Source organism: Pseudomonas sp. TE12508 (assembly GCF_056279485.1).
This window is the reverse complement of the sequence record NZ_JBWCCN010000004.1, coordinates 182555-199861: the sequence shown is the minus strand read 5'-3', so window position 1 is coordinate 199861 and position 17307 is coordinate 182555. Positions and strand designations below refer to the sequence as shown.

The following is a 17307-nucleotide window of genomic DNA, read 5'->3' as shown; positions in this document are numbered from 1 at the left end:
CACGAGTCACGAAAAGGCCGCCAGTGTAACGAATTCAACTCGTCAGCGCGCTCCAGTCGAACGGCTCGACAAAGTGACGGGTGTCCTCGGCCATCAACGGCCGCGCGACCAGAAACCCCTGCACATACTGGCAACCGTTGGCTTGCAGCCATTCATATTGCGCCACGGTCTCCACCCCTTCAGCGATGACTAGCAGACCGAACTGTTTGCACAAGTCGATGACACTGCGCGCCAGCGCTGCATCCCGTTCGGATCCCGGCAACCGGGCGATCAAATGCCGGTCGAGTTTGAGCGTGTCCAGCTCAAGATCTCGTAGGTGCGCCAGCGAACAAGCCCCTGAACCAAAATCATCCAGCGCTACCCGCACTCCCAAATTGCGCAACAAACGCAGCTGCTTGCGGGTTTCGTCGGGGTTAAGCATCAAGGCCTCTTCCGTGACCTCGACCTCCAGCTGCCGCGCCTTCAAACCATGGCGCTCCAGCACCTGGCGCAGCTCGGTGACCAGATTAGGCAAACCAAATTGCGTGCTGCTCAAACTGACGCCCAGTACCAGATCTTCGGCAAACAAGGTTTCCCAGGCTTTTCGCTGTTTGGCCCCACGATGGTAAATCCAGCTGCCCAGGCGACTGATCAACCGCGCCTCTTCCAGCAACGGCAAAAACAGCCCCGGCGGTACATCGCCGACACTCGGATGCTGCCAGCGCAGCAACGCCTCGAACCCGCGAATCTGCCCGTCGGCAATGGCCACCTGAGGCTGATACACCAGGTTGAAATCGCGGTTCTCGATGGCCGTGCGCACGCTCTCTTCGAGCATCAGTCGCGAGCGCGCCCGGCCATTCATTTCGTGATCGTAGAAGCGATATTGCTGACGCCCGGCACGCTTGGCTTCGTACATGGCGATGTCGGACGCCCGCATTAACCCGTCGAGATTAGCCCCACAATCGGGGTAAGTGGCGATGCCGATACTGGCGCCCAAGGCGATGTCCATGCCTTCGATTTGCTGACAGATCGACACCCGCTCGATGAGCTTCTCGGCAATCTTCGCCGCGTGCTCGGGGAGCTCAAGATCCAGCAGCGCGGTGAACTCATCGCCCCCCATCCGCGCCAGGATGTCGAAGGGTCGCAGACACGCCTTCAACTGCTCGGACACCCATCGCAGCACCCGGTCGCCAGCATCGTGGCCGAGGGAATCATTGACCCGCTTGAAGCCGTCGAGGTCCAGGTACAACAGCACCCACGTGCTATCGGAGCGTTCGCCGCGCAGCAGCAGGTTCTCAACGGTTTGATAGAAACCCCGGCGATTGAGCAGCCCGGTCAGCGGATCGGTCACCGCCTGAAACTCCAGCTGCTGATGCAGATGGTGCACCACCGACATGTCCAGCACCGTCACCACCATGGCATGTTGTTCGGTGGGCAAAGGCGCGCAGGACAACGCCACCGGCACTTGCTGGCCAGGCGCGGTACGCAGCAACGCATCGTGCAGGCGCAGGGTTTCACCGCGCTTGTAGCCGGCAAACAATTCGGAGTCGGCCCAGATCGGGATGTGCGGTTTTTGCAGGAAATCCAGAAACTCTTTGCCTTGCAGTTCGTGCACCGTGGCATTGAGCAGGCGAGACATCGCCGGGTTGGCAAAACGAATCAGTCCGTCCTCGCCCACCACCAGAATGCCTTCGGCGGCGTTATCCAGCACCGAGGCATTGAAGGCACGAGCGACTTCCAGGTCATGGCTCAACTGCTGCAAAGCGCGGCGATTACGCTGATGCTCGAGCAGGGCCTGGACTTTGGGTTTGAGAATTTGCGGGTCGAACGGTTTGAACAGGTAATCCACCGCGCCACTGGCGTAGCCCTTGATCACGGCGTCCTGGGATTGTTCGTTGGCGGTAAGGAAAATAATCGGCGTGAGGCGGGTTCGCTGGCTGCCACGCATCAGGCGCGCCACTTCGAAACCGTCCATACCCGGCATCTGCACATCCAGCAGTACCAGGTCGACATCGTGTTCGAGCAGCAGGCTGAGCGCTTCAAACCCGGAAGCTGCGGTGAATACCTGCCAGTCCTGGCGCTGTAACAACGCGCGCATGCTGATCAGGTTTTCGGGGTAATCATCAACGATTAAAAGGATTGAGCTGCCTTCAGCTGGCGTAGGTTGTGCGCATTCCATGCTGCATCTCTTGTTCGGGACCTCAGGCCGGTCTCTTGTGAAAACCGGACACATAATGCGACTTCACTCTAGACCCGGATCCGCAAAAGCAGAAGCTACCGGAGTGCCGTCACTTCAGTAAGTTTCACATAGCCGACTAACGGTCAGTCCTACAGCCCCCGTAAACCGGGAAGGATGGCATTTCGACAGGATGTTGACGTCAACCATCTGCCAAACGGGCATTAACAAACAACCGTTCTACGCTTATAAAGACTGCCCGAAGGCGCGGGCTAGAGCTTCTGGCACGTGCGTACAGAACAAAGTGGAAGCTTGAATATGATCGATCTCGCAACCTGGAACCTCAGCGTTCCTGTCGGCAGTCCGCCGTACACCGTTGAAACAACCAAACTGGTGGACGGCTTCAAGGATCAGTACTTCCACTCCGACACCGGCACCTTGTTTTTCTGGGCCCCGGTAACCGGCACCCGCACTGAAAACGCGATTTACCCTCGCACCGAACTGCGCGAAACCTACAGCAATGGCACGCTGAAAAACTGGTACTACCCCGACGCGGACAACTTTCTGCGTGCGACCCTTACGGTCAGCAAGGTACCCAGCACGGGCAAGATCGTCATTGGTCAGATCCATGCCTACAAAAGCCAGAAGCCCATGGTGAAGCTCGAATATCAATACAAGGACTCCAGCGAGACCGGAAACATCGTCGCCAAAGTCCGCATGCACCCCGACGACGACACCGCCCGGGTCATCACCATCGCCACAGGCATAAAACTCGATCGGGAATTTTCCTACCTCATCCACCTCAGCCCCGGCGGTGCATTGGGCATCAGTGCGGCGGGCTACCAGTGGGACACCGACATCAGCGCGATGTGGCGTGATAAACCGCTGTACTTCAAGGCCGGCGTCTACGTGCAGGACAACACCGGATACACCAGCGAAGGCGGGGAAGTGACGTTCAGCAAGCTGGATATCGATCACGACACCTAATCCCTAAAAGATCGCAGCTTTGTGGCGAGGGGGCTCGCCCCCGTTGGGTTGCGAAGCAGCCCCCAAACCTGTGCGATACGCCGCGCCGGCCGGTTTACGACGGCTACGCCGCCGCTCGGGACGGTGCGGCGTTCCGACAAGCCCCCAGAATAATTCCCCCCCGTAGGAGCTGCCGAAGGCTGCGATCTTTTGATCTTCAGCTCCGAAAACCTCGCAGGAATCCACCCATTGTGGCGAGGGAGCTTGCTCCCGTCGGGCTGCGCAGCAGTCCCTCTTTTTGGGGGGCCGCTTCGCGCCCCAACGGGAGCAAGCTCCCTCGCCACAGGTTCTTTATGTCCAACTCCATCACTTCACTGAGCGGCATCTGGCCCCACTTAAACGCCCACGTTTAAAGACACTCAGCGTTACTTCATGAAGCCTACAACGGCTTGCGTCACCGCCTACAGGTACGCCAGAATCCGCCGGCTTGTGCGCCTTGAAGCCCACCGGTAACTTGATTCGCGTCACTGATTTCCAGTGATCGGGTTTAGTAGCCCGTGGTTTCGAGCTTGGTGCATAAGCATCTGTCAGTCAGGGATTTCGATTCCTGCGCTTGATGGTAACTGTGCGCAGGGCACCTTCGGGTGCGCCGGCTTGCTCGAAACCCCGGTCTACTAACCTGCGTACAGTTGCCTCCACTTTGATTAGTAGCCAGAGAGGGGGCACTCCAATCAGGTTTCGAGCAAATGACAAAATCAACGCCGCATCCGCCGGTCACCGACCCGGCATCACCCTACGAATCCCTCGACTCAAAAAAATTCCACGAAGCCGCCGAACGCGCCCTCGACCATTACCTCAACCCGGCCGCCAACATCATGGCCACCACCAACGAACCCGAGCCCATGTACTTGGCCAATCCGAAGTACAACACCGAATCCCTGCTGGCCAACGCCAGCGAAACACGGGGTCGGCCACCACCATGCTCAACAATTTCGCGGCGCTGCTGGAGACCTCCCATCGCAAGACCCTGCTGGGCATCGCTCAAGTGGTCATGCTCGGCGAACTGGCGGTGAACCAGGCGTTGGACCACGTCGAATTGAAGGAGTAATCGCGGCTCGGTTGGACCAAGGCGAGCAAACTTGCTTCCAATAAAAAACCCGCCTCTCGGCGGGTTTTTTATCAACGCAGTTTAACGCTCAGGCTTAATTAACCTTAGCGCTCAACTCACTGAATAAGGGACGATTAAATGAATCTGTCCCCTTTTCTTTTCCGCTTTTCAAGGAGTAATCACCTACAAGAAACCCGCCTCGCGGCGGGTTTCTTGAATCAGCGAACTAATGCTCAGCCTCAGTTAACCTTGGCGTTCAACTCACCTTTCAGATAATTCTGGAACATCGCTTGCAGAGAGATCGGCTTGATCCTCGAAGCATTACCAGCAGCACCGAACGCTTCATAACAAGCGTTACATACATCACGCATCGCGGTCGCGCCGAAAAATCTACGTCGGTCGAATTCTACGCAAACCAATTATCCTTCAACAATTTCGTCTTTAGACTTATTGAACACAATAGGATGGCTTTCAGCATCAACAACACCCTTAATCGTCCCGTACAATCTATTAAAGCTCCTATCATCCGACTGCAAATTGCATACGTCGAATACCATATCAAGATAGATCGTACTTGCTTGGCCATTCCAATGCAGCCAACCAGAATATAAACTGTGCCCCATAAATTGCCCCTTCCCCCAACGCCCGATAATTTTACCACCATCATGATCAACTGATCTTATTCCAAGCGTATAGTAAGTACCATTGACAGGCTCACTGAAATAAGTAGCCTGAAGACTAGGAACTTCTTTCATAGCTCACACCTCAATTCAATTTAGTTAACATCTGGAATCGCCCAACTATATTCCGATCCAATTAACGGGCTATTTTTTATACCCAGCCTAAGACTGATTGAAAACCACATGAGCTTTAGAGCCATCCTGCTTATTGTAGAGTTCGCCAGACAGCCTCTTGTATTCCTGATTTATGGATAACAAAATACAACTTTCATTTTCGTCAAACGTTAATCTAACACACGACTCATCGCTGGCATCAAGCCGGTGATAACCTGAAGCACCTAAAGGAGAAGTGGGGGCCTGATTTTTTCCCCACTTACCTTCAATGTGACCGGTATCATAATCAGCAAAGCTAATCAAAACGCTGTAGTAATTGCCTTTCGGAGTATTTTCCGAAAGATAGGCACGCTGTAAAGCTGGATTTTGTTTTCCTTTGGACATAATCACAACCTCGATGTAAACCGAACAAAATGCTCGGACAACAACAATGTTATAGGCGCAAGCAATTAAGTCACCTGCAACAAATGACAGTTTTTTATAACTTATTTGAATAAATATTATAGCGAAGTTCTATATTTTGACCGAAGCGGAAATCCGCAAATGGTTTCCCGAAACCGGTTTATTTTCGCCGAACCAATAAGCATCAATAAGGGGACACCCATTAGCCGGTCTCAAGTCAAGGATTTCAATTCCTGCGCTTGATGGTTGAAAGAATAATCACCCACAAAAAAACCCGCCTCTCGGCGGGTTTCTTGAATCAGCGGTTTAACGCTAAGGCTTAGTTAACCTTAGCGTTCAACTCACCCTTCAAATACCGCTGATACATCGCTTCCAACGAGATCGGTTTGATCTTCGAAGCATTACCCGCCGTACCAAACTGCTCATAACGTGCGATACACACATCACGCATTGCAGTCACGGTCGCGCCGAAGAACTTACGCGGATCGAACTCGCTTGGGTTGGTAGCCATCAGGCGACGCATCGCGCCGGTGGAGGCCAGGCGCAGGTCGGTGTCGATGTTGACCTTGCGCACGCCGTGCTTGATGCCTTCGACGATTTCTTCAACCGGTACGCCGTAGGTTTCTTTGATGTCGCCGCCGTACTGGTTGATGATCGCCAGCCACTCTTGCGGAACCGAAGACGAACCGTGCATGACCAGGTGGGTGTTCGGGATGCGTTTGTGGATTTCTTTGATGCGGTCGATGGCCAGCACGTCGCCGGTAGGTGGCTTGGTGAACTTGTAGGCGCCGTGGCTGGTGCCGATGGCGATGGCCAGGGCATCGACCTGGGTGCGTTTGACGAAGTCAGCGGCTTCTTCCGGGTCGGTCAGCATTTGGCTGTGATCCAGAACGCCTTCGGCGCCGATGCCGTCTTCTTCACCGGCCATGCCGGTTTCCAGCGAACCCAGGCAGCCCAGCTCGCCTTCTACCGAAACGCCGCAGGCGTGAGCCATGGCTACGGTTTGTTGGGTAACACGGACGTTGTAGTCGTAGTCGGTCGGGGTCTTGCCGTCTTCGCCCAGGGAGCCGTCCATCATCACCGAGCTGAAGCCCAGCTGGATGGAGCGCTGGCAGACGTCAGGGCTGGTGCCGTGGTCCTGGTGCATGCACACCGGGATGTGCGGGAATTCTTCGATGGCTGCCAGGATCAGGTGACGCAGGAACGGGGCGCCTGCGTATTTGCGAGCACCGGCCGAAGCCTGGACGATCACCGGGGAGTCAGTCTTGTCAGCGGCTTCCATGATGGCGCGCATCTGCTCAAGGTTGTTGACGTTGAAGGCTGGAACGCCGTAGCCGAACTCGGCTGCGTGGTCCAGCATCTGGCGCATGCTGATAAGTGCCATTGTGTGTGTCTCTCCCGGTTGAGGGTCGTTAATCGTGCCAGCCTGCCGTAGCGGCGGCGGCTATTCAAGTTATTGCAGATCGGGGGTTGGCCCGGGCTGCGAATTCGGTACAACAAAAAACCTGTGTCGCTGAAACCTTGTGGCGAGGGGGCTTGCCCCCGTTCGGCTGCGCAGCAGTCGCAAATCGGACGACGCGGTCTAATTGAAGCATCGCGCCCGCTGGCTTCGGGAGCGCTTCGCACTCCAACGGGGGCAAGCCCCCTCGCCACAAAAGCCCGCTCCCACATTTGGATCGCTGTGAATCAAATCAATCGTGTTACTCGGCTTTACAACCGCGGCCGATCAAATCGTTGGTGGCGACCCAATACACCAGGCCTTCCTCACCTTTTACGTGAAACGCCAGCATGTCGTTGCTGTACAGCGAACCTTCGGCGCCCGGCTCTAGCTTCAAACGGTAAACCTGATCGGCACCGCCCAGGCGAACATCGACTTCCTTGCGGTTGATGTCAGTGTAGCGCCAGAGCACTTTGGCCTGGCTGTCGCAGGTCCAGGTGGTCCAGCTGTCCGCTGGCTCGGCAGCGTTGAACAGGTTCAAATTGGCGCAACCTGCCAGCAATGCCAGTGCCGCAACGGCGATAAAGCCTTTCATCCGTGTTCCTCGACTGACGGCACACGCCGCCCGCCTTGAGTAAAGAGTCTGACCCCTCAAGGGCAACCATGTTCCTTGGCCGGGACCTGTGTCTCGTATTTGTCCAGGCCATCGGGCCCGGAACGCTTGTTGATCACCGGGTTGGTTTCCGCTTGCCAATCCGCCTGGTAGCAGCCTTTTTCGTGTGTTTGCGGCGCGGGTTCCGGCGTGGCTTTCGGGTTACTCCCGCAAGCCGCCAGCATACCCGCGGCAATCAACAGCATTAAGGTCCTGACCATGTGAACACTCCTTTGCCTGGTCAAATGCGCGGCCTCAGGCCTTGGCCCGGCTTTCCAGGACTTCGACGGCCGGCAGCACTTTGCCTTCGACGAATTCGAGGAACGCGCCGCCGCCGGTAGAAATGTAGGAGATCTGCTCGGCAACGCCATATTTATCGATGGCTGCCAGGGTGTCGCCGCCGCCAGCGATGGAGAACGCCGAGCTTTCCGCGATGGCCTGGGCCAGCACTTTGGTGCCGTTACCGAACTGGTCGAACTCGAATACGCCCACCGGGCCGTTCCACAGGATGGTCTTGGACGACTTCAACAGCTCGGCGAAATTCGCCGCGGTCTGCGGGCCGATGTCCAGGATCATGTCGTCTGCGGCCACGTCGGCAATCAGCTTGACGGTCGCGGTAGCGCTTTCAGCGAATTCCTTGGCAACCACCACGTCCACCGGCAGCGGAACGCTGACTTTGGCAGCGATTTCACGGGCGGTGTCCAGCAGGTCCGGCTCGTACAGGGATTTGCCGACCGGGTGACCGGCAGCGGCCAGGAAGGTGTTGGCGATGCCGCCGCCGACGATCAGCTGGTTGCAGATCTGGCTCAGGCTGTTGAGCACGTCGAGTTTGGTCGACACCTTGGAGCCGGCAACGATAGCGGCCATTGGCTGCGCCGGGGCGCCCAAGGCCTTGCCCAGCGCGTCCAGTTCGGCGGCCAGCAGCGGGCCAGCAGCGGCGACTTTGGCGAACTTGGCCACGCCGTGGGTCGAACCCTCGGCGCGGTGAGCGGTGCCGAAAGCGTCCATCACGAACACGTCGCACAGGGCGGCGTATTGCTTGGCCAGTTCGTCAGCGTTCTTTTTCTCGCCCTTGTTGAAGCGCACGTTTTCGAACAGCACGATGTCGCCGGCTTTCACGTCGACGCCGCCCAGGTAATCGGACACCAGCGGCACTTCGCGGCCCAGGGCTTTGCTCAGGTAGTCAGCGACTGGCTTGAGGCTGTTTTCGGCCGAGAACTCGCCTTCGGTCGGACGGCCAAGGTGCGAGCAGACCATCACGGCCGCGCCTTTTTCCAGGGCCAGCTTGATGGTCGGCAGCGAAGCCAGGATTCGCGCATCGCTGGTGACAACACCGTCCTTGACTGGGACGTTGAGGTCTTCGCGGATCAGTACGCGCTTACCTTGCAGATCGAGGTCGGTCATCTTCAACACGGTCATGGGTCGCATTTCCTGGATAGCTGTTTTAGAGAGCAGGTTTTGGTTGTGGTGCAGCTGTTTGCAAATAGTGTTCTGCAACGTCCAGCATTCGATTGGCAAAACCCCATTCGTTGTCGAACCAGGCCAGGATGTTCACCAGCCGAGGGCCGGAAACGCGGGTCTGACTGGCATCGACGATGGCCGAATGTGGGTCATGATTGAAATCACAACTGGCGTGAGGCAACTCGGTGTAGGCCAGAAGGCCCTTGAGCGGGCCATGGGTGGCGGCCTCGCGCAGAATCCGGTTGACCTCGGTGGCGTCGGTATCGCTTACGGTCTGCATCGTAATGTCGAGGCAGGACACGTTAACCGTCGGCACCCGCACGGCTTTGGCCTGAATTCGCCCGGCAAGTTCCGGCAGCAGGCGTTCAATGCCTCGCGCCAGACCAGTGGACACCGGAATCACCGACTGGAACGCCGAACGGGTGCGGCGCAGGTCTTCGTGGTGATAGGCGTCGATGACCGGCTGATCGTTCATCGCCGAGTGGATGGTAGTGATCGACACGTATTCCAGACCAATGGCCTGATCCAGCAGGCGCAATAGCGGCACGCCGCAGTTGGTGGTGCAGGAGGCGTTGGACACCAGCAGCTCGTCGCCGGTCAGGCAATCCTGGTTCACACCGTAGACGATGGTGGCGTCGACATCCGCCTCGCTGGCCATCGGCTGGGAAAACAGCACCCGTGGCGCGCCGGCGTCGAGGAATCGCTGGCCATCGGCACGCGTGTGATAAGCGCCGGAGCACTCCAGCACCAGATCGACGCCCAGTGACGCCCAATCGATGCCTTCGGGGGTGGCACTGCGCAGGACCTTCACGCAGTCGCCTTTAATATGCAGACAATCGCCCTCGACCCTCACCTCACCGGGAAACCGTCCGTGAGTGGAGTCGAAGCGTGTCAGGTATTCGATGCTGGCCATGTCGGCCAGATCGTTGATCGCGACAATTTCGAACCCTGCCGTCGAGCCTCGCTCAAACAACGCACGCAAGACGCAACGACCAATCCGGCCGTAGCCGTTGAGTGCAACTTTGTAAGGACGCGGTTGAGGCATGGGGTTCTCGATTACCGTGGTGAATCCGTCAGTGTTGCGTTGAATGTTCTATTGCCATCGCGGGCAAGCCCGCTCCCACATGGACGGTGTAAATCCCTGTGGGAGCGGGCTTGCCCGCGATAGCGTCAGAACAGGCAATACATCACCTGAACTTAGTCTTCCAGCAGCTCTTCAGCCTGACCCAGGATGTTTTCCAGGGTGAAGCCGAACTCTTCGAACAAGGCAGGCGCAGGCGCCGACTCGCCGTAGGTGGTCATGCCGATCACACGCCCTTCCAGGCCCACGTACTTGTACCAGTAGTCCGCATGGGCGGCCTCGATGGCGATACGCGCGCTGACCTGCAATGGCAGAACCGCTTGCTTGTAGCCGGCGTCCTGGGCTTCGAAGACGCTGGTGCACGGCATCGAAACAACACGCACCTTGCGGCCTTGCTCGGTCAGTTTGTCGAAGGCTTGAACGGCCAGGCCGACTTCCGAACCGGTGGCGATCAGGATCAGCTCAGGCTCGCCCATGCAGTCCTTCAACACGTAACCGCCGCGATTGATGCACTCGATCTGCACGGCATCACGGGTTTGGTGCTGCAGGTTCTGACGGGAGAAGATCAGTGCCGACGGGCCATCGTCACGCTCCAGCGCGCATTTCCAGGCCACTGCCGATTCAACGGCATCGGCTGGACGCCAGGTGTCGAGGTTCGGCGTGCAGCGCAGGCTGGCCAGTTGCTCGATCGGCTGGTGCGTCGGGCCGTCTTCGCCCAGACCGATGGAGTCGTGGGTGAATACATAGATGATGCGTTTCTTCATCAGCGCCGACATGCGCACTGCGTTGCGGGCGTATTCCATGAACATCAGGAAGGTCGCGCCGTAAGGCACCAAACCGCCGTGCAGGGCCACGCCGTTCATGATCGCGCTCATGCCGAACTCGCGAACACCGTAGTACATGTAGTTGCCGCTGGCGTCTTCGGCGGTGACGCCTTTGCAACCTTTCCACAGGGTCAGGTTGGAACCGGCCAGGTCAGCCGAACCGCCCAGCAGTTCCGGCAGCAGCGGGCCGAACGCGTTCAGGGCGTTCTGGCTGGCTTTACGGCTGGCGATGGTTTCGCCCTTGGCCGCGACTTCAGCGATGTAAGCAGCCGCTTTTTCCGCGAAGTCTTCCGGCAGGTCACCGCTCAGACGACGAACCAGCTCGTTGGCCAGCTCCGGGAAGGCCGCGGAGTAAGCAGCGAAACGCTGATCCCACTCGGCTTCGGCAGCGCGACCGGATTCCTTGGCGTCCCACTCGGCATAAATATTGGCCGGGATTTCGAACGGGCCGTGGTTCCACTTCAGTGCTTCACGGGTCAGAGCGATTTCCGCGTCACCCAACGGGGCACCGTGGCAGTCTTCCTTGCCCTGCTTGTTCGGCGAACCGAAACCGATGGTGGTCTTGCAGCAGATCAGCGTCGGCTGCTCGCTTTTGCGGGCAGTATCGATGGCGATCTTGATTTCTTCCGGGTCGTGACCGTCGACGTTGCGGATCACCTGCCAGTTGTAGGCCTCGAAACGCTTCGGCGTGTCGTCGGTGAACCAGCCTTCGACTTCGCCGTCGATGGAAATGCCGTTGTCATCGTAGAAGGCGATCAGTTTGCCCAGGCCCAAGGTACCGGCCAGGGAGCTGACTTCGTGGGAAATGCCTTCCATCATGCAGCCATCACCCAGGAACACGTAGGTGTGGTGATCAACGACGTTATGGCCGGGACGGTTGAACTGCGCCGCCAGGACTTTTTCCGCCAACGCGAAACCCACGGCGTTGGCCAGGCCTTGCCCCAGTGGACCGGTAGTGGTTTCGACGCCCGGGGTGTAGCCGTATTCCGGGTGACCCGGAGTGCGGCTGTGCAGCTGGCGGAAGTTTTTCAGGTCATCGATCGACAGGTCATAGCCGGTGAGGTGCAGCAGCGAGTAGATCAACATCGAACCGTGACCGTTGGACAGCACGAAGCGGTCACGGTCGGCGAACGATGGATTGCTCGGGTTGTGCTTCAGGTAGTCACGCCAAAGTACTTCGGCGATATCCGCCATACCCATAGGGGCACCGGGATGGCCGCTGTTGGCTTTTTGCACGGCATCCATGCTGAGGGCACGAATGGCGTTGGCACGCTCACGACGGCTGGGCATCGCTGTTCTCCTGCGGATATTGAATCGAGAGTTAATAAAACGAAACGGAAAAAAGGCGAGCATTTTCCCTCACCGACCGCCTTCGGGGCAATGACAGATAGTCATCCGAAGGCGTTTTTCCAATGGATAACAGCGTATTCGACTGATGAAACCTTTCCGCTGTTCGCTTGCTGACTAAACCTAACGCTGAAAAGTGCCATCTATCGAGCAATATCAAAACTTTTTGATATTGCTCTTGCGATGATTTCTGACCGTCACTAGACTGCTGGCCTTATGAATTTACGCGTGCCTTCCATTCGACATGACGATTGCGATGAACTGGCGGCCCTGTGCAAGGCCGGCGGCGATCCTCTGCGGCTGAATGTATTGCGCGCGCTGGCCAACGATTCGTTCGGTGTACTGGAACTGGCGCAGATCTTCGGCATTGGCCAGTCTGGCATGAGTCATCACCTCAAGGTTTTGGCCCAGGCCGACCTGGTGGCGACCCGTCGTGAAGGCAATGCGATTTTCTACCGTCGCGCCCTGCCCCACACCGATCTGCTGGGCGGCAAGCTGCATGCCGCGCTGCTGGAAGAAGTGGACAACCTGACCCTGCCGACTGACGTTCAGTCGCGGATCGGTCAGGTCCACGGGCAGCGAGCGGCGGCCAGCCAGGACTTTTTCTCACGGGTCGCGGAGAAGTTTCGCGCCCAGCAAGACCTGATTGCCGGCCTGCCACAGTACCGCGACAGCGTGGTGGCACTGCTCGACAAGCTGAGTTTCGGTCCTGGCGCCACGGCGATCGAAGTCGGCCCTGGCGATGGCGGTTTTCTGCCGGAACTGGCGCGTCGTTTCGCTCAAGTCACAGCGCTGGACAACAGCCCGGCGATGCTCGATCTGGCCCGTCAGGTCTGCGAACGTGAAATGCTGGCTAACGTCAGACTGCAATTGGCCGATGCATTGAACGGTGTAAGCCTCAAGGCTGATTGCGTTGTACTGAACATGGTACTGCACCATTTCGCCGCGCCGGCCGAAGCACTCAAGCGCATGGCCGACTTGCTGCAACCGGGCGGCAGCCTGCTCGTGACAGATTTATGTAGCCACAACCAGAGTTGGGCCAGGGAGGCCTGCGGTGATCTGTGGTTGGGGTTTGAACAGGACGATCTGGCCCGTTGGGCCACCGCTGCGGGACTCGCTCCCGGGGAAAGCCTCTATGTAGGCTTACGTAATGGTTTCCAGATTCAGGTCCGCCATTTTCAGCGACCGACTGGCGACACTCACCATCGGTAAATTCAGGAAAAAATCGAGATGAGCGAATACTCCCTCTTCACCTCCGAGTCCGTGTCTGAAGGGCATCCGGACAAAATCGCCGACCAGATTTCCGATGCGGTGCTGGACGCCATCATTGCTGAAGACAAATTCGCCCGTGTAGCGTGCGAGACTCTGGTGAAAACCGGCGTGGCAATCATCGCAGGTGAAGTCACCACGTCGGCCTGGGTCGATCTGGAAGACATCGTCCGTAACGTGATTCTCGACATCGGCTACAACAGCTCCAATGTCGGCTTCGACGGTGCGACCTGCGGCGTGATGAACATCATCGGCAAGCAGTCCCCTGACATCAACCAGGGCGTTGACCGCGCCAAACCTGAAGACCAGGGCGCCGGCGACCAGGGCCTGATGTTCGGCTACGCCAGCAACGAAACCGACGTGCTGATGCCAGCACCGATCACCTTCTCGCACCAACTGGTTCAACGCCAGGCTGAAGCCCGTAAATCCGGCCTGCTGCCTTGGCTGCGCCCGGACGCCAAGTCGCAAGTCACTTGCCGTTACGAAGGCGGCAAGGTTGTCGGTATCGACGCCGTTGTGTTGTCGACCCAGCACAACCCTGACGTATCGTACAAAGACCTGCGCGAAGGCGTGATGGAACTGATCGTCAAGCACGTACTGCCTGCCGAGCTGCTGTCCAAAGACACCCAGTTCCACATCAACCCGACCGGCCAATTCATCATCGGTGGCCCGGTGGGCGACTGCGGCCTGACCGGTCGCAAGATCATCGTCGACAGCTACGGCGGCATGGCCCGTCACGGCGGCGGCGCGTTCTCCGGCAAGGATCCATCGAAAGTAGACCGTTCGGCGGCCTACGCCGGTCGTTACGTGGCCAAGAACATCGTCGCTGCCGGCCTGGCCGAGCGTTGCGAGATTCAGGTTTCCTACGCGATCGGTGTTGCCCAGCCTACGTCGATTTCGTTGAACACCTTCGGCACCGGTAAAATCAGCGACGACAAGATCGTCAAACTGGTTCGCGAAGTGTTCGACCTGCGTCCATACGCGATCACCACCATGCTTGACCTGCTGCACCCGATGTACCAGGAAACCGCTGCGTACGGCCACTTCGGTCGCACTCCGGCTACCAAGACTGTGGGCGACGATACGTTCACCACTTTCACTTGGGAAAAAACCGACCGCGCCGACGACCTGCGTGTCGCTGCCGGCCTGTAAGACTTTTCCTGCGGTACCCAAAGCCCCGCACGGTTCGCCGTGCGGGGCTTTTTATTGTCCGTGCCTTTTGTAGGAGCGAGCTTTTGTGGCGAGGGGGCTTGCCCCCGTTCGGCTGCGAAGCAGTCGTAAATCGGACGACGCTGTCTAACTGAGACATCGCATCCGCTGCTTTCGGGAGCGCTTCGCACTCCAACGGGGGCAAGCCCCCTCGCCACAAAAGCCCTTCACCACAAAAGCCCGCTCCCGATAGGGTTCGTCGACACACACTGAAAAACAGTCAGACTCGTCATTGTGGAAATCCGTCCTAGCCTTCAAGCATCCCAACGAGCAAGGACGCTCTCGATGCTGCCCAACCTGCGCCTGTTTTTCGCTTTCCTGCTGACCTTCGCCAGCCAGACCGCCAATGCCGCCGAATGCCCCGACTGGCCACCGGCCCGCGCGCAGGAAGAAATCACCACCCTGCAACTGCAAATCGATCGTTGGGACGACAGCTACCATCGTGAAGGCCAGTCGCTGATCGCCGATGAACTCTATGATCAGTCCCGTGCGCGACTGACCGAATGGCGCGAGTGTTTTGATTCAGGCCCCGCCACCGAACCATTGCGTACGGCCGGCGGCACGGTTGCTCACCCCATCGCCCACACCGGCCTGGAAAAACTGCGCGATGGGCGCGCCGTCGAAGCCTGGCTGAAGGATCGGGGCGAGGTGTGGATTCAGCCCAAGGTTGACGGTGTGGCGGTGACGTTGATTTATCGCAATGGCTGGTTGCACCGGGCGATCAGTCGGGGGGACGGGGTAAACGGCCAGGACTGGACTGCCTCGGCACGCCAGATCGCCGCCATCCCTCAAAAACTTTCGCAGTCGCTGGACTTGCTGCTGCAAGGCGAACTCTATTGGCGCCTGACCGAACACGTACAAGCCGAGGCCGGCAGCCTCAATGCCCGCGCCACGGTGGCCGGGTTGATGGCACGCAAGGCGCTGAGCTCCGAGCAGGCCGCCGGTATCGGTTTGTTTGTCTGGGACTGGCCGCAAGGCCCGAAAAGCCTGCCCGACCGGGTGGCAGCTCTGGATAAGTTGGGGTTCCCGAGTACGGCACCCTACAGTCAGCCGATCGAGGCATTTGCCGATGCCGAACGCTGGCGCGAGCACTGGTATCGCTCGCCCCTGCCCTTTGCCAGCGATGGGGTCGTACTGCGCCAGGACCAGCGCCCACCGGCCGAGCGCTGGCAGGCGAAAACGCCTTACTGGAGCGTCGCCTGGAAATACCCCTTTGCCCAGGCGCTGGCCGAGGTGCGCAAGGTCCACTTCAAGATTGGACGAACCGGCCGGATCACACCGGTGCTGGATCTGAAACCGGTGATGCTCGATGACCGGCAGATCAGGCGCGTCAGTGTCAGTTCTCTGCAACGCTGGGAAGCGCTGGATATTCGCCCGGGCGATCAGGTCGCCATCAGCCTGGCGGGGCTGACCATCCCCAGGCTCGATGGTGTCGTCCTGCACAGCACCGAACGCCCGGAATTGAACGTACCGCTTGCGGCAGATTTTCATTCTTTAAGCTGCTGGCAGCCCACACCCGGATGCGAAAGCCAATTCCTTGCACGTCTGAGCTGGCTCAGTGGCAAACAGGGGCTGGCCTTGCCTCATGTCGGGCCGGGCACCTGGGAGAAACTCCTCAAGGCCGAACGCCTCGACAGCTTGGTCGATTGGTTGACCCTTGATGAGCAAGAGCTTGCTAAGATTGACGGCTTCGGTGAGCGCAGCAGTGCTCGCCTTTTGGACAGTTTCAACAGCGCCCGGCAACGCCCATTCGCTCGCTGGCTCAAAGCCCTGGGTTTGCCGCCGACTGGCCAGGCACGCCTCGCCGACTCATGGCAGGCGCTGGCACAACGAAACACCGAACAATGGCAGGCCGAAGCCGGCATCGGCCCGGGGCGCGCAGCGCAATTGAGCGCATTTTTCCGCGACCCGCAGGTCCTGGCCTTGAGTGAGACATTACGTGTTGCCGGGATTGACGGTTTCTAGACGCCAGCCCTGCCTGAGAGCCGGGAACCCAAAGGTGCCGATGCGCTCAAACAGCCCATCGCTATATCGAATTTTTCACCTGGAGCTTTTATGAAACTTCTTTCACCGCTTGCCGTGTTGACCCTGTGCAGCGTGATGGCCGCTCCATTGATGGCCGACGAAGATGCCCCGGGCCTGACCGGCTGCGCCGCCAAAAAACAAGGCATCATCAACCAGATCGAACAGGCCAAGTCCCGCGGCAACGCCGATCAACAGGCTGGCCTGGAAACCGCCCTGAACGAAGTCACTGCCCATTGCACCGACGCTTCCTTGAAGAAGGAACGGGAAAACAAGGTGCTCGACGCCAAGCACGAAGTCAGCACGCGTCAGGCCGACCTCGAGAAGGCGATGAAAAAAGGCGACGCCGAGAAGATCAACAAGCGCAAAGACAAACTGGCTCAATCACGCAAGGAGTTGCAGGAAGCACTGGATGAGCTGGATAAGTAGTCCGGCTTGAACAAGGGGCTTTTGTGGCGAGGGGGCTTGCCCCCGTTGGGTTGCGAAGCCCCCCCAAAATGGCAACCGCAATCAATCTGTCAGATTGCATTGGCTGGATTGCGACTGCTACGCAGTCGAACGGGGGCAAGCCCCCTCGCC

Annotated in this window: 14 protein-coding genes and 2 pseudogenes; 6 read left to right on the top strand and 10 right to left on the bottom strand. The window is 58.4% G+C overall.

Annotation, left to right across the window (positions count from 1 at the left end; all coding sequences use genetic code 11):
- Window positions 1-34 precede the first annotated feature (34 nt).
- Window positions 35-2158, bottom strand: a complete 2124-nt coding sequence (locus ACZ9IM_RS07160) for a putative bifunctional diguanylate cyclase/phosphodiesterase (RefSeq protein WP_476223618.1) — start codon at window positions 2156-2158, stop codon at window positions 35-37.
- A gap of 315 nt (window positions 2159-2473) precedes the next feature.
- Between ACZ9IM_RS07160 and ACZ9IM_RS07155 the strand changes: the two genes are divergently transcribed.
- Window positions 2474-3142 (top strand): polysaccharide lyase family 7 protein, encoded by a 669-nt coding sequence (locus ACZ9IM_RS07155; protein WP_476223617.1) that lies wholly within the window; start codon window positions 2474-2476, stop codon window positions 3140-3142.
- Window positions 3143-3867: 725 nt separating this feature from the next.
- Window positions 3868-4229, top strand: a pseudogene (locus tag ACZ9IM_RS07150) (DUF6124 family protein).
- A gap of 239 nt (window positions 4230-4468) precedes the next feature.
- Here ACZ9IM_RS07150 and ACZ9IM_RS07145 read toward each other — a convergent pair.
- The 9 genes and pseudogenes from ACZ9IM_RS07145 to tkt all read right to left on the bottom strand — a co-directional run.
- Window positions 4469-4636: pseudogene (locus ACZ9IM_RS07145) on the bottom strand (class II fructose-bisphosphate aldolase); the annotation flags it as partial.
- 12 nt (window positions 4637-4648) lie between these two features.
- Window positions 4649-4984, bottom strand: a complete 336-nt coding sequence (locus ACZ9IM_RS07140) for a hypothetical protein (RefSeq protein WP_427625009.1) — start codon at window positions 4982-4984, stop codon at window positions 4649-4651.
- An 87-nt stretch (window positions 4985-5071) separates the two neighbouring features.
- On the bottom strand, window positions 5072-5407 hold the full coding sequence (locus ACZ9IM_RS07135; protein WP_192344873.1) for a hypothetical protein: 336 nt from the start codon (window positions 5405-5407) through the stop codon (window positions 5072-5074).
- 337 nt (window positions 5408-5744) lie between these two features.
- Window positions 5745-6809, bottom strand: a complete 1065-nt coding sequence (gene fba, locus ACZ9IM_RS07130) for a class II fructose-bisphosphate aldolase (RefSeq protein ID WP_007894938.1) — start codon at window positions 6807-6809, stop codon at window positions 5745-5747.
- 316 nt (window positions 6810-7125) lie between these two features.
- Complete coding sequence (locus ACZ9IM_RS07125; RefSeq protein WP_192344874.1) at window positions 7126-7458, bottom strand: MliC family protein; 333 nt, start codon at window positions 7456-7458, stop codon at window positions 7126-7128.
- Window positions 7459-7514: 56 nt separating this feature from the next.
- Window positions 7515-7736: a hypothetical protein gene (locus tag ACZ9IM_RS07120; RefSeq protein ID WP_427625008.1), complete on the bottom strand. Its 222-nt coding sequence runs from the start codon at window positions 7734-7736 to the stop codon at window positions 7515-7517.
- Window positions 7737-7770: 34 nt separating this feature from the next.
- On the bottom strand, window positions 7771-8934 hold the full coding sequence (locus ACZ9IM_RS07115; RefSeq protein ID WP_007894933.1) for a phosphoglycerate kinase: 1164 nt from the start codon (window positions 8932-8934) through the stop codon (window positions 7771-7773).
- A 25-nt stretch (window positions 8935-8959) separates the two neighbouring features.
- A complete protein-coding gene (gene epd, locus ACZ9IM_RS07110; protein WP_007894931.1) occupies window positions 8960-10021 on the bottom strand; it encodes an erythrose-4-phosphate dehydrogenase in 1062 nt (353 codons plus the stop codon).
- 152 nt (window positions 10022-10173) lie between these two features.
- Window positions 10174-12171 (bottom strand): transketolase, encoded by a 1998-nt coding sequence (gene tkt / locus ACZ9IM_RS07105; RefSeq protein WP_476223616.1) that lies wholly within the window; start codon window positions 12169-12171, stop codon window positions 10174-10176.
- Window positions 12172-12444: 273 nt separating this feature from the next.
- Between tkt and ACZ9IM_RS07100 the strand changes: the two genes are divergently transcribed.
- The 4 genes from ACZ9IM_RS07100 (at window position 12445) to ACZ9IM_RS07085 (ending at window position 17157) form a co-directional block, all read left to right on the top strand.
- Complete coding sequence (locus ACZ9IM_RS07100; protein ID WP_427625005.1) at window positions 12445-13440, top strand: ArsR/SmtB family transcription factor; 996 nt, start codon at window positions 12445-12447, stop codon at window positions 13438-13440.
- Window positions 13441-13458: 18 nt separating this feature from the next.
- Window positions 13459-14649, top strand: coding sequence for a methionine adenosyltransferase (gene metK / locus ACZ9IM_RS07095; protein WP_008010319.1), 1191 nt, complete (start codon window positions 13459-13461; stop codon window positions 14647-14649).
- Between the two features lie 342 nt (window positions 14650-14991).
- Window positions 14992-16671, top strand: a complete 1680-nt coding sequence (gene ligB, locus ACZ9IM_RS07090) for an NAD-dependent DNA ligase LigB (RefSeq protein ID WP_476223615.1) — start codon at window positions 14992-14994, stop codon at window positions 16669-16671.
- Window positions 16672-16761: 90 nt separating this feature from the next.
- On the top strand, window positions 16762-17157 hold the full coding sequence (locus ACZ9IM_RS07085; protein WP_427625002.1) for a DUF1090 domain-containing protein: 396 nt from the start codon (window positions 16762-16764) through the stop codon (window positions 17155-17157).
- Window positions 17158-17307: the final 150 nt, after the last annotated feature.